The organism is Selenomonas ruminantium subsp. lactilytica TAM6421 (genome assembly GCF_000284095.1).
Classification (GTDB): Bacteria; Bacillota; Negativicutes; order Selenomonadales; family Selenomonadaceae; genus Selenomonas_A; species Selenomonas_A lactilytica.
In genome coordinates, this window is record NC_017068.1 from 160165 (window position 1) to 173123 (window position 12959).

Here is a 12959-nt window from a genome sequence, read left to right on the forward strand (position 1 = left end):
GAAGGACTGATTTTCCGTTATGAAGGCTTTTATGGGGAAAGATTTTATGCTTCGCAATCAGACAGGGCAGAGGTTATATGAAGAATATGCCCGGGAACTGCCATTGGTTGACTATCATTGCCATATCTCACCCAAAGAGATTTTTGAGGACCGTCGCTTTGACAATATCGCGCAGATCTGGCTGGGCGGGCGCAATGATGATGGCACTTACTTCGGTGACCATTATAAATGGCGGGTGATGCGCACGAATGGCGTACCCGAGGACATGGTCACTGGCGGAGCTGATCCCTATGAGAAGTTCGCAGCTTTCACGAAAGCCTTAGAAATGGCCATCGGCAATCCCATGTATCACTGGTGCAATCTGGAACTGCATAAGTATTTTGGCGTGACGGAACCCTTGACCGAAGCCAATATGAAGGCGGTCTGGGATAAGGCTAACGATATGCTGCAGCATGATCCGGATATGTCCGTGCGGGGGCTGATCCGGCAGTCCAAGGTGGACTATATCGGCACCACAGATGATCCCATTGACAGCCTGGAGTGGCATGAGAAGCTGGCTGCAGATGAAACAGTTGATTTCAAGGTCTGCCCCTCCTTCCGGCCGGATAAAGCTGTCAATATCCATAAAGAGGGTTTCCGCGAGTATATGGAAAAACTGGCGGCCAGCGTGGGCAAGGAAAAATTAGCCTCCATTGAGGATGTGCTGGCGGCCCTTACGGAACGGATCGCTTATTTCAAGAAGCACGGCTGTCGGGCCAGCGATCATGGCCTTGACTATGTGATGTTTAATCATCAGGGACTGGAAGCTGCGGATAAGGCCTATAAAAAAGCCCTTAATGGCGAAGTGCTCACAACGGCAGAGGCCGAGGCCTATCAGACCGAAGTGCTGCTGCATCTGGCCCGGGAATATCATAAAGAGCAGATCGTGATGGAAATCCATTATTCCTGCAGCCGCGACAACAATGAAAAGATGTTTGCCCTGCAGGGGCCGGACACGGGCTTTGACATGATTGCCCAGACCAGCTGCATCGGTAATCTGGCAAGATTCATGAGTGAGCTTTACAAGGAAGGGAACCTTCCGCAGATGATCCTGTTCTCGCTGGACAGCACGGATTTTGACCGGATAGCTTCGCTGATGGGCTGCTTCCAGTCCGAGGAAATGCCCGGCAAGATCCAGATGGGGTCGGCCTGGTGGTTCCTCGATACCAAGGACGGCATGGAAAAGCAGATGCGCTCGCTGGCCCGGCTTTCCCTGCTGGGGAATTTTGTCGGCATGCTGACGGATTCCCGGTCGTTCCTGTCCTATACCCGTCATGATTACTTCCGGCGCATCCTGTGCAATATCATTGGTGACTGGGTAGAACACGGTGAGTATCCCTGCCATGAAGCATCTTTGCAGAAGATTGTGGAAGGCATCAGCTATAAAAACGCAGTCCGTTACTTCCATATTTAGGAGCGGCATGTAAAGGAAAGGAATTAGAGAGAATGAAAGAGATATTCAAACAATTCAAGGAGATTGGGATTATCCCGGTGGTGGTCATGGAAGATGCACAGTATGCAGAACAGCTGGCCGATGTCCTCTGCGATAACGGTCTGCCCTGTGCGGAGGTCACCTTCCGTACGGCGGCTGCTGCCGAGGTGATTTCCCGCATGGCAAAACATCGTCCGGAACTTCTGGTGGGGGCGGGCACTGTGCTCACCACGCAGGAAGCAGATCTGGCCATCGCCGCGGGGGCAAAGTTCATCGTCAGCCCCGGCCTTAACCCCGAAGTGGTCCGGTACTGTCAGGCCAAGGGGATGCCGGTAGCTCCGGGAACCCAGACGCCCAGCGAAATGGAACAGGCCATCGGCCTGGGGCTGGATTTCGTGAAATTCTTCCCGGCGGAACCGGCTGGCGGCCTCAAGATGATCAAGGCGGTGGCTGCGCCCTACGGTCAGCTGGTCTTTATGCCGACAGGCGGCCTTACGCCAGAAAATGTCCGCGCTTATCTGGCTGATGAGAAAATCCTCGCTTGCGGCGGCAGTTGGATGGTCAAACAGCAGATGATGGCAGACGGTGATTGGGAAGGCATTGCCAAGCTCGTCCGCGAGGCTGCTGCGATTGTCAAAGAGGTAAGAGGTCGTGGCAAGCAGGCTGTCAATAGCTTGTATCGGAAAGATAAATCAGACTATTTAAATAAGCGTAAATTGAAGATTTCTTGATTAGGAAATGGAAATGAGGTCATAAACGTGGCGTTTTCCTGGAATCAAAAACTTTATGAGGAAATCCTGGCTAAGTTCAGAGCGCCTTTGCCCCGTGTCAGGTTCTGCCGGATCACGGACAGCAGATATCAGGAGCTCTGGCGTTCCGTGGAGGAAATCTACTATGAGCATCCGCTGGGCCCTTACAAGGGCAGCAAGGCGGAGCTCAAGGAAGATCTGTCGTACCGGGAGGAAAGATTGTTAGAGCGGCGCCGGCATGTGCTGTTCCATGGTCAGGCCATCCAGCAGGCCATTGATGATATGGCGCAGGCGGGCGGCGGTCGGGTGGAAATCCCGGCAGGCATCTGGTATACCGGTGCACTGGAGCTCAAATCGCATGTGGAGCTGCATCTGGTGGCTGGTGCCAGGCTCTGCTTCATCCGCAACAAGAGCAATGTATTCTATCCCCTGCGCTATACTCGCTGGGAAGGCGTGGAATGCATGAACTTTTCGCCGTTCATCTATGCGGAGGGCGCAGAGGACATCAGCATCACGGGACAGGGCACGCTGGACGGGCAGGCCGATGAATTCAACTGGATGCCCTGGAAATTCGGCTACTTCGGCGAGCCGGATCAGGAGGAGCAAAGACAGCGTCTTTTCCGGGCTGGAGCAGAGGGAATTCCTGTTCAGCAGCGCATTTTTGCCGATGATGTATCCACCCTGCGGCCGCCTTTCATCCAGTTTTACAACAGCAAGGATATCCGCATCATGGGCGTGCATATCGTCAATTCACCCTTTTGGGAGATCAATCCGGTGCTCTGCGAGAACGTCTGGATCAAGGGAGTACACATTGAGACGGATCTCTACAACAACGATGGCATCGATCCGGAATCCAGCCGCAATGTGCTGATCGAGGATTGCTACTTCCTCACGGGGGATGACTGCATTGCCATCAAATCCGGGCGCAATGAGGATGGGCGCCGTATCGGCGTGCCGACGGCCAATGTAATCATCCGCCATAACCGCTTTGCCAATGGCCATGGCGGCATCACCTTGGGCAGTGAGATTTCCGGCGGGGTGCATGATGTGTTTGCGACAGGCAACCATTTCGACAGTCCCAACCTCGATTATCCCATTCGCTTCAAGACTAATGCCATGCGGGGCGGCACGCTGGAAAATGTCTACGTGAAGGACAGCGTGGTCAACAAGGCACGGCTGGCGGTGGTGCATGCGGATTTCTTTTACGAGGAAGGCCATGCAGGAGAAAACCTTCCGCAGCTGGATAATATCACGCTGGATGGCTTCTGGACCGCAGAGGGCGGCAGTATTGATGCGAAATACGCCTTTTATCTCAAGGGCTTTGCTGATGCCCTCATTGAAAACGTCACCTTCCGGGATATGAAGCTGGAAGGGGTGAAAGGTGAGGCGGTCTTAGAAAATATCCATGCGCTGGCCTTTGAGAATGTGACCATTAATGGAAAACGCCAGCCGGACCGGCTGGTGGATGTTGGCTCTGACGGGCAGATCGGATAAGAGCCGGACTTTTAACTGTGTTAGGAGGATCAAGATGGAAGCAAGAAAAGTAACCTGGTGGAATGTGCTGGGCTATGCCTGTTTGAATTTCCTCGGTGGCGGTACGCAGGCACTCAGTTCCGCTTTCCTGATGTTGTTCTACACCATGTATTGCGATATTCCCGCCGTGCAGGCAGGTCTTATCTTTACCATTGCCAGATGTATCGATGCCGTGGGCAATCCGGTGATGGGCTATATCAGCGATAACTTTGGCCGTACCCGCTTGGGCAAGCGCTTCGGGCGGCGCAAGTTCTTTATCCTGACCGGTATCCCCTTGGTGCTTATCACCTATCCAATCCTTTGGACGCCGGGCCATAGTTTTGAATTCTATGTGGCTGCCAACATCATCTATGAGATCGTCTTTACCAGTGTGATGGTTCCGGGGCCGACGCTGCCGGCAGAAATGACGCAGGTCGCAGCCGAAAAGACCAAGCTGGTTTCGGCCAAGCAGTATTGCGGCACCTTTGCCAGCACCATTGCCCTGCTGTTCCCGGCCTTCTTCTTCCAGCGTTTCGGAGAAGGCAATCTCGATGCTTTCTTCTATACTGGCCTTACCTATGCTGTGGTAGTTTCCATCTCCTTAGCCGTTATGTATGTACTGACCTATGAACGTGCGCCCGAGGACATCCACTATACGGAAGAGATGGGTTCAGTATCCCATGTGCTGCGCAAATTGGTCAATGACGTGTTCGCTTCCATGCGCATCCGGGCCTTCCGCCTCCATGCCGGCATGATGCTCTTTATCGGCATCTACAAGAATCTGGCTGCGGGTGTTTTCACTTATTATGTGGTTTACGCCCTGTCTCTGTCGGTCAGTGCGACTTCCATCATCACGAGTTTTGCGACATTGGTATCCTTTATCGCGCTGGCAATCTTCATCACCATCTGCTATCGTCGTGGTGGCCCGTTCGCCTTCAAGGTGGTAGGCGTCATCGTGACGGCTTCGCTGGCCGGTTATTATATCCTGTTCCAGAATCAGTCCAGCATGACTGAAGAGGCCGTGATCGTCTGGCTGACGGTGCTGGCCATCATCAACAACGTGGGCAAGGCTGGTGCAGACTATATCCCGGTATTTCAGCTTCCCTTCATGGCCGATATTGATGAAGCGGTTACCATGGAACGCCGCGAGGGTATCTTCACAGGTGTAAATGGCCTGCTGTCCAAGCTGGCTTCGGCTGCGGAAGGTTTCCTGCTGGGCGTAGGGCTGGCCCTCTTCGGTTTTGAAAAGGGCGCCGGCCAGCAGACGGCAATGGCTATTGATGGCGTGCTGGTCATGACCATCGTGGTACCAATCGTTCTCTGCGGCATCGTTTATCTGATTTCCCGCAATCTGACGCTGACCAAGGAAAACCATAAGCTCCTCGTGGATGAGGTACATCGCATCCGTTCGGGCGGCAGCATGGCCGATGTGACGCCGGAAACGCGCAAGGCCGTGGAATCCCTGACGGGCTGGAAGTATGAGCAGTGCTTCGGTCATAACGATCTGATGCGTGTCCATGATGAACCTGCAGGTGTTCATTCGCACTGAATTTACTTTATAATTTTTGCAATATTTAGGAGAGAACGAAGAAAATGAAAAAATATTCACAGTGGATGGCTGATTCCGTTATCCAGCGCAAGACCGACCTGACAAGTTACTGGGCTTATGAATTTGGCCTGACGCTGGACGGCATTGCGGAGGTCTGGCATCAGACCGGCGAGCGGAAATACTTTGACTACATCAAGTCCTGCATGGATACGTTTATCGGGGAGGATGGCAGTATCCGGGGGTATGATGTGAAAGAGTACAACATCGACCATCTCAACAACGGCAAGATTCTGCTGACCATCTATAAGGAAACTCATGAAGAAAAGTATCGCAAGGCTTTGGAACTCTTGCGCAGCCAGATTGAGCATCATCCCCGCACAAAGGAAGGGGTGTTCTGGCATAAGGAAATCTATCCAGAGCAGATCTGGCTGGATGGCCTCTATATGGGGGCAACATTCTATGCCAAATACGTCAGTGAGTTCAGCCGCAGCATGGAGGAATATGATGATATTGCCCGGCAGTTTATCATCGCCCGTAAGCATACGCTCGATGAGCAGACAGGGCTTCTCTATCACGCCTATGACGATGCCCGCCAGCAGCCTTGGGCCAACAAGCTGACCGGCCTGTCCAAGCATTTCTGGGCACGTTCCATTGGCTGGTACTGCATGGCGCTGGTGGATACGCTGGCAGAATTGCCGGCTGACAATCAGTATAAGCCGGATCTCATTCAGATTCTCAACGACACGATGCAGGCGTTAATCAAAGTGGCCAGCCCCCAGTCCCATGTCTGGTATCAGGTGCCGGACTGCGGCGACCGCAAGGGCAACTATGTGGAGGCTTCGGGTTCGTCCATGATCGCTTACGCTCTGTTCAAGGGTGTGCGCATGGGCTGGCTGCCGGAGAGCATGCGGGAATTTGCGAAACTCTCCTATCATGGGCTCATTGATGAATTCATCACCGAAACGCCCATGGGCACCATCTGCCTCAATAAGATCTGCTTCGTTGCCGGGCTGGGCGGCCAGCCCACCAAGGCTTACGGCGAGCGGGATGGTTCATTTGCCTACTATATCAGTGAACCTATTGTGACCAATGAACCCAAGGGATTGGGCCCCTTCATCCTGGCGGCTGCGGAATATGAGCGCCTTTGAACGTGGAAAAGGATTTAGTAAATAGTTGGCTGTTGATTTTTCGTATTGTGTGTCCTTAGGAGTGAAAACGAAACGATGATAAAACAGAAGATGCTTTTAGGTCTAGTCAGTGCAGCATTTTTAGGTATGGGCAGCCTGCCCGGTGCGGCCGAAGCCGCCGATAATCCCTTTGCCAGTGTGCCGCCGGACAGCGGCTATTATGATGATGTGGATGCGCTGGTCAACAACGGTCTGATCTATGGCTATGAGAAAGGCGAATTCAAGAAGACGCGCATCATCAGCCGCATGGAGATGGCCATCTTCACGGCCAAGGCCATGAGTGCCATGGACCGGGCCGGGGCTGAGGATGCCCAGCGCATCCAGCGCTTGATCAAGGAGTTTTCCGGGGAACTTTCCGATATGCATGTGAAGGTGCCGGGCGTAGCGGCAAAGAAGGAAGAATCCAAGGCAGCCAGTGGACCAAAGATCAAGCAGATGCCCAAGAACTTCAGCCTGACGGGCCTGATCCGCCTGCGTGATGACTGGGGACACAACAAGAATGCCGATGGCAAGGATGATACCTTCGGTGGAACGAAGAACCATCAGCTGCTCTGGCAGATGTTCACGAAATTTGATATCGGTGCTGGCTGGACTGGTGAGATCGACTTCCTCGGCGCCAAAGATGGCGATGGTGATTCCCGTACGACCGGTGAGAACACCAGCGGCACTGCCGATATCAACAAGGCCTTCGTGACCGGCCCGCTGGCAGGCGGTTCCGTGCGTGTCGGCCGCGTAAAGGGCTCCACGGTTTATGGCGATTCCATGATCATGGGGCAGTATTATCAGGGCATCGACTATACCCGCAAATTTGGCAAATGGAAGGCCGGGGCTACCTGGGGCAAGGTAGATTATAATACTTCAAGATGGAGCGGTGACACTGAGAAAGTCAATACGACATATTATGATAAAGATGGAAAGGCCCATTATGGATATAAGGCAGAACGGGGCGTTTCAGGTTCAGATATGAATCCGGACGGTCTGGGTGTTAATATGACACAGATACAGACTTCTTATCAGGCCAGCAAGGACTTTGCCTGGAATATGGGTTTCTGGCATCTGACAGCCCGGGGCAGCGGCAATTACCGCAGCAGCAAGGATATTGCGCTGGGTAAGGCTTCCACGCACTATAATGATCCCAATATCTTTGAGACCAGTGTCAGCTGGCAGGCTTCCCGCAAGCTGAAAGTTCTGGGGAACTTTGCCATCTCCGATGATACGCGTGGCAAGGATACGGACTTTGGCCGCCAGAACAAGGCCTATGGCATATCCTTCCGCTGGGGGCAGGTGGCGGCCAGCAATCCGCATTCCAGCAAGCTCCAGCTTGACCTGCTGCATCAGGAACGCTATACGGGCATCAAGTCCACTTATGATCTGAAGAACAAGATGGGCGAAGGTGAGCGGGGCTTCATCCTGGATTACCGCTATGTGCCCATCCAGAATGTGATGTTCGACTTCCGTTGGATGCACTATCATTCCCTGGGCAAGACCGCGGCTAAGACGGATCATGGCAATCAGTACCGTGTACAGGCATATTATTACTTCTAAGGCATTGTAGGAGGCAGAAACATGTTTATCAATAAAAAGAAAGTTGCAGCATTGGCATGTGTGATAGGTCTGTCCCTGTCACAGGGCGTCTGGGCAAATCCGGCCGCGCCCACAGGGCTGACGGCTCCAGGGCAGGCGGTGACGGATAACAGCCTGAGCCTGATCTGGGACCGCCCGGCCAAGGATGATGAGGTAGTCAGCTACAATGTCTATATGGATGGGAAATTGGTGGCGCAGACTGCCAAGGATTTCTCCTCTGAGGCTAAGCAGGAAATCCGGGATTTCTACACCGCCTCTCCGCAGGGGCAGAAGGTCGTAAGCCATAATTACCGGGTTACCGGTCTGCAGCCGGGCAGCAAGCACAGCTTCACGGTGCGGGCGGTGGATGCCAAAGGTGCAGAATCGGTGGACAGCAACAAGCTCAGCACGGCAACCCTTACGGCTGGTGCTCGGCTGGACGTGACGAAATACGGTGCCGTCGGGGATGGCAGCACGCTCAATACCCAGGCTATCCAAAAGGCCATTGATGCCTGTCCCGCTGGCGGTACGGTGGTTGTCCCGGCAGGTAATTTCAAGACCGGCAGCCTCTGGCTCAAGAGTGATATGACCTTGGAAGTGCAGAAAGATGCTACCCTGCTGGGGACGGAAGATCCGTCAGCTTATCCTTATCATTACAAGCTTTACTCCTACCTTTCCGATGAACGCTATTTTTCCCTGCTCAATGCTCGTCCTGGTCAGGATGGCAAGCAGCTGCAGAATATTCGCATCGTTGGGGAAGGTACCATCGATGGCAATGGCTGGAAGATGGATGAAAAGGGCAATTATCTCTACCGGGCCAGAGCGAAGAAAGGCGAACCCCTGCCGGCCAATCATGTTTCCAAGATCGGCGTATTGGCCGCCAATCAGGTAGCAGCCCTGGAAAAAAACGAGGGCTTGGATGAAAACAAGGCTTATCCGCGCCGTTCCAGCCTGATCCTGCTGAAGGGTGTCGACCATGTTTACGTCACGGGCGTAACGCTCAAGAATCCGGCCAATCATACACTGGTCTTGCAGAAATGCAATGACGTGGTCGTGGAGAACACCAATTTCCAGACTTTCAACTGCAATAACGGCGATGGCATCGAATTCGGCCATGGAAAAGGTTTGAAAGTCTACGACAATGTGTTCAACAACGGTGATGACTGCGTGAACTTTGCCGCTGGCCAGGGAGCCAAAGGCGAGAAGGGCGCACCCACCGAGGATATCTGGATCTTCAACAACTCCTTCCATCATGGGCATGGTGCCGTGGTTATGGGCAGCCATACGGCAGCTTATATCCAGAAACTGCTGGCAGAGGACAATGTCATCGATGGCACGGAAATCGCCCTGCGCATGAAGACCAATCCGGCTAATGGCGGTGGTGCCCGGGACGTCTTGTTCCGCAACAATGCGGCTCGCAACCTCACGAAGAATTTCTTCATTGCCACGACGGCTTACAGCGATCCCAATGCCAAGACTGATTTCCCCAAGGCCAGCAAGGCCGGCAGCTTCTACAACATCCGCGTGGAGGACTGCACGGTGGAGAAAACCGGTAAGGCTGCTATCGAGATCGTGGGCCTGCCCGAGGCCAAGCACCATGATATCAACTTCAAGAATATCACGATTGATAAAGGCCAGCCATGGATCATCACCAATGCCGAAAACATCGATTTCGACAATGTAAAACAGAGTAATACCCCTATCAATAAATTCTAACCCTCCGGCAAGCCTTCCCCTCTGGGGAAGGCGCCCCGTAAGGGGCGGATGAGGTTAGACTGGAGGTCAGTACATGAAAAAATTATACCGTCTGACGGGCATCATGTTCCTCTTGTGCCTGTTGTGTTGCAGCAGTTTCCTGGCTGTCACGGAAGCGGCAGACAAGGAAGTATCCTTCAAGGTGACGCAGGTAGAGCTTTCCGGCAGCAAGGTTTTGCTGCATGGCAATTTTAAGAATGAAAGTGAAGAATTCCAGAAAGTCAGGCAGCTTACCGTTCGTTATACCCTGTCGGACGCCGATGGTTATCCGCTGCTGGTAGGCAGTTGCCGGGGCAGTGATCTGGATATTTCCGTGGGCAGTGACAAGGTTCCCTATACGCTGACGGCAGAGAATATACACGCGCCGGAATTTTCCAGCAGTGATATCGCTGTCTGGAAAATCAGTGCCCATGTGGAAACTGAATGAAGGATTTATTGAAAACAATATGGAATATAAATAAGGGATATGAAAAGAAGGGATGACAATGTTGCAATTAGGGATTCGGCTGCATGACATGCGGCCGGGAAGTTTAGCCGAGCGGGCGGCCTGGGCACGGGGACAGGGATTTTCTTGCGTGCATCTGGCCTTGGAAAAGACAATATCTGGTTTCAAGCTGGAACCGGGAAAATTGACCGCTGGATTTGGCAAACATATCCGGGATATCTTTGCCTCGCATGATGTGGATGTGGCGGTGTTGGGCTGTTATAAGAATCTGGCCCATCCGGACCGCGCAGAATTGCAGAGGATTCAAGAAAATTACATCGCCCATCTGCGCATGGCGGTGAGTCTGGGCTGTTCGGTGGTAGGGACGGAAACCGGCGCCCCCAATGCAGAATATCAATATGAACCACAATGTCATACGGAAATGGCCCTGCAAACGTTCCTGCATGGTCTGGAGCCTGTGGTGGAGGCCGCTGAGAAATTAGGCGTGTTGCTGGCCATAGAGCCGGTCTGGAATCATATCGTCTGGAATCCCCAGGTGGCTCGGCGGGTGATTCAGGAGATGGCGTCTCCGAATCTGCGGATCATCTTCGATCCGGTGAATCTTCTGTCCGGCGAAAACTATCAGGACAGGGATAGGGTTATCGGGGAAGCAATCGAACAGTTCGGTGAATATGTGGAAGTGGTGCATCTGAAGGATTTCCAGGTGCAGGGGGAAAAGCTGTCAGCCGTTGCTCCGGGCACGGGACTTATGGATTATAAGCCATTGTTGGCTTATCTGAAACAGGAAAAATACGGCATCCAGGCAACGCTGGAAAATACGATTCCAGAAAATGCCGTGGCTGCGCGAAAATATTTGGAAGAAATCTATGCTGAGGTTTGAGGCAAAAAGCTGTCAGCAGAGGTGAGAAAGGATAGATATTTATGGCTGAGGTACTGACAATCGGCGAGCCCATGGGACTCTTTGTGGCGGAGGAGGCAAAACCGTTGAAGGATGTACAGACCTTCACCCGTCTGGTATGCGGTGCGGAGGTGAATTTTTCTATCGGCCTTTCAAGGCTGGGACATACGGTTTCCTATGTCTCCCGGGTGGGCAGTGATCCCATCGGCCAGCATATCCGGGATTTTCTGCAGGAAAATGGCATCGAAGCCGGTTATGTGCAGGTTGACCGGGAACATCTGACCGGCATGCAGTTCAAGGAAAAAGCGCCGGAGGGTGTAGATCCGCTGGTGGTCAATTATCGCCGCCATACGGCCTTTTCCTATTTCACGCCGGAGGATCTGCATGGCATTGACTGGCAGGGTGTGAGGCATGTCCATGTGACAGGCATTCCCGCAGCGCTGTCCGCCAGCTGCTGTGCCGCAGTGGAAAAACTGATGGATGAGGCCCATGCCCATCAGGCAATGGTCTCCTTCGATCCCAATCTGCGCCCGGCTCTCTGGCCGTCCCATAAGGTCATGGTCAGGACTTTGAACCGTCTGGCCGCGAAGGCCGACCTGGTGTTGCCGGGACTTGGGGAAGGCAAGATTCTCACCGGGATGGAAAAGCCGGAGCAGGTAGCCGACTTCTATCTGGAACGCGGTGCTAAAGCCGTGGTCATCAAATTGGGCGGCAGCAAGGGCGCTTATGGCAAGGAGCGGAATGGCAAGGAATTTATCGCGCCGTCCTTCCGGGTGGAACATGTGGTGGATACGGTAGGTGCCGGGGATGGCTTTGCCGTGGGCACCGTATCGGCCCTGCTGGAAGGCAGGACGCTGGAAGAAGCCGCCCTGCGCGGCGCCGCGATTGGTGCATTGGCCATTATGTCGGCAGGCGATAATGAGGGCCTGCCCAATCGCACGGAATTACAACATTTTATGGAGGCAGTTTGAACAATGGATATTCGTTATTCGGCAAATCAAAGAGATTTCAAGCGTTATACGACGGAGGAAGTGCGGCAGGAATTCTTGATTGAAAACCTGTTCCAAGCTGATGAAGTGACGGCGGTATACTCCCATGTAGACCGCATGGTGACTTTCGGCTGCATGCCGGTCAAGGAAGAAGTGGCGCTGGATAAGGGAATTGATGTCTGGCATAATTTCGGCACCCATTTCATCCTGGAACGCCGGGAAATCGGCATTTTCAACGTGGGCGGCGCTGGTACGATCACGGCTGATGGTGTGGCCTATGAATTGGGCTATAAGGACTGCCTCTATATCACCATGGGGACAAAAGAGGTCACGTTCAAGAGTCAGGACGGCAGTCAGCCGGCGAAATTCTACATGGTTTCTGCTCCGGCTCATAAGGCCTGCCAGACCAAGCTCCTGACCATCAAGGATGCCAACAAGGTTCCCTGCGGCGATGCCAGGACCAGCAACAAGCGCACCATCAATCAGTTCATCCATCCGGATGTTTTGGAAACCTGCCAGCTCTCCATGGGCATGACTTCCTTGGAGCCCGGTAGTGTTTGGAATACCATGCCCGCGCATACCCATGAACGCCGCATGGAAATCTATTTTTACTTTGAGATTCCGGAAAACGAAGTGGTGTTTCATATGATGGGCGAACCGCAGGAAACCCGTCATGTGGTGATGCAGGACGAACAGGCCATCATCAGCCCGTCCTGGAGCATCCATGCCGGCTGCGGTACCGCCAACTACACCTTTATCTGGGCCATGGGCGGTGAGAATAAAGCCTTTGACGATATGGATCATATCAAGAATACCGAACTTAGATAAGGAGCGCATGGAG

The 12959-nt window shown here is 53.3% G+C and carries 11 protein-coding genes; all 11 read left to right on the forward strand.

Going from position 1 to position 12959, the window contains the following annotated elements:
* Nucleotides 1-31 precede the first annotated feature (31 nt).
* The 11 genes from uxaC (at nt 32) to kduI (ending at nt 12946) form a co-directional block, all read left to right on the forward strand.
* A complete protein-coding gene (gene uxaC, locus SELR_RS00780) occupies nt 32-1453 on the forward strand; it encodes a glucuronate isomerase (RefSeq protein WP_231848094.1) in 1422 nt (473 codons plus the stop codon).
* A 32-nt stretch (nt 1454-1485) separates the two neighbouring features.
* Nucleotides 1486-2202: a bifunctional 4-hydroxy-2-oxoglutarate aldolase/2-dehydro-3-deoxy-phosphogluconate aldolase gene (locus SELR_RS00785; protein WP_014423290.1), complete on the forward strand. Its 717-nt coding sequence runs from the start codon at nt 1486-1488 to the stop codon at nt 2200-2202.
* 27 nt (nt 2203-2229) lie between these two features.
* Complete coding sequence (locus SELR_RS00790; protein ID WP_014423291.1) at nt 2230-3714, forward strand: glycoside hydrolase family 28 protein; 1485 nt, start codon at nt 2230-2232, stop codon at nt 3712-3714.
* Between the two features lie 34 nt (nt 3715-3748).
* Entirely contained in the window at nt 3749-5281 is a 1533-nt protein-coding gene (locus SELR_RS00795) for an MFS transporter (RefSeq protein ID WP_014423292.1), read from the forward strand.
* A 44-nt stretch (nt 5282-5325) separates the two neighbouring features.
* A complete protein-coding gene (locus SELR_RS00800) occupies nt 5326-6429 on the forward strand; it encodes a glycoside hydrolase family 88/105 protein (RefSeq protein WP_014423293.1) in 1104 nt (367 codons plus the stop codon).
* Between the two features lie 75 nt (nt 6430-6504).
* On the forward strand, nt 6505-8013 hold the full coding sequence (locus SELR_RS00805; RefSeq protein ID WP_014423294.1) for an S-layer homology domain-containing protein: 1509 nt from the start codon (nt 6505-6507) through the stop codon (nt 8011-8013).
* Between the two features lie 21 nt (nt 8014-8034).
* A complete protein-coding gene (locus SELR_RS00810) occupies nt 8035-9747 on the forward strand; it encodes a glycoside hydrolase family 28 protein (protein ID WP_014423295.1) in 1713 nt (570 codons plus the stop codon).
* A gap of 73 nt (nt 9748-9820) precedes the next feature.
* A complete protein-coding gene (locus SELR_RS00815) occupies nt 9821-10213 on the forward strand; it encodes a hypothetical protein (RefSeq protein WP_014423296.1) in 393 nt (130 codons plus the stop codon).
* Nucleotides 10214-10271: 58 nt separating this feature from the next.
* The gene (locus SELR_RS00820) at nt 10272-11111 is read left to right on the forward strand and encodes a sugar phosphate isomerase/epimerase family protein (protein WP_041914210.1); all 840 of its coding nucleotides are present in this window, start codon (nt 10272-10274) and stop codon (nt 11109-11111) included.
* A gap of 41 nt (nt 11112-11152) precedes the next feature.
* Complete coding sequence (locus SELR_RS00825) at nt 11153-12100, forward strand: sugar kinase (protein WP_014423298.1); 948 nt, start codon at nt 11153-11155, stop codon at nt 12098-12100.
* A gap of 3 nt (nt 12101-12103) precedes the next feature.
* Nucleotides 12104-12946, forward strand: coding sequence for a 5-dehydro-4-deoxy-D-glucuronate isomerase (gene kduI / locus SELR_RS00830; RefSeq protein WP_014423299.1), 843 nt, complete (start codon nt 12104-12106; stop codon nt 12944-12946).
* The last annotated feature ends 13 nt before the right edge of the window (nt 12947-12959 follow it).

Coding starts and splice junctions, on each gene's coding strand:
- uxaC (WP_231848094.1), top strand. CDS start 32: ATGGGGAAAGATTTTATGCTTCGCAATCAGACAGGGCAGAGGTTATAT.
- SELR_RS00785 (WP_014423290.1), top strand. CDS start 1,486: ATGAAAGAGATATTCAAACAATTCAAGGAGATTGGGATTATCCCGGTG.
- SELR_RS00795 (WP_014423292.1), top strand. CDS start 3,749: ATGGAAGCAAGAAAAGTAACCTGGTGGAATGTGCTGGGCTATGCCTGT.
- SELR_RS00800 (WP_014423293.1), top strand. CDS start 5,326: ATGAAAAAATATTCACAGTGGATGGCTGATTCCGTTATCCAGCGCAAG.
- SELR_RS00805 (WP_014423294.1), top strand. CDS start 6,505: ATGATAAAACAGAAGATGCTTTTAGGTCTAGTCAGTGCAGCATTTTTA.
- SELR_RS00810 (WP_014423295.1), top strand. CDS start 8,035: ATGTTTATCAATAAAAAGAAAGTTGCAGCATTGGCATGTGTGATAGGT.
- SELR_RS00815 (WP_014423296.1), top strand. CDS start 9,821: ATGAAAAAATTATACCGTCTGACGGGCATCATGTTCCTCTTGTGCCTG.
- SELR_RS00820 (WP_041914210.1), top strand. CDS start 10,272: ATGTTGCAATTAGGGATTCGGCTGCATGACATGCGGCCGGGAAGTTTA.
- SELR_RS00825 (WP_014423298.1), top strand. CDS start 11,153: ATGGCTGAGGTACTGACAATCGGCGAGCCCATGGGACTCTTTGTGGCG.
- kduI (WP_014423299.1), top strand. CDS start 12,104: ATGGATATTCGTTATTCGGCAAATCAAAGAGATTTCAAGCGTTATACG.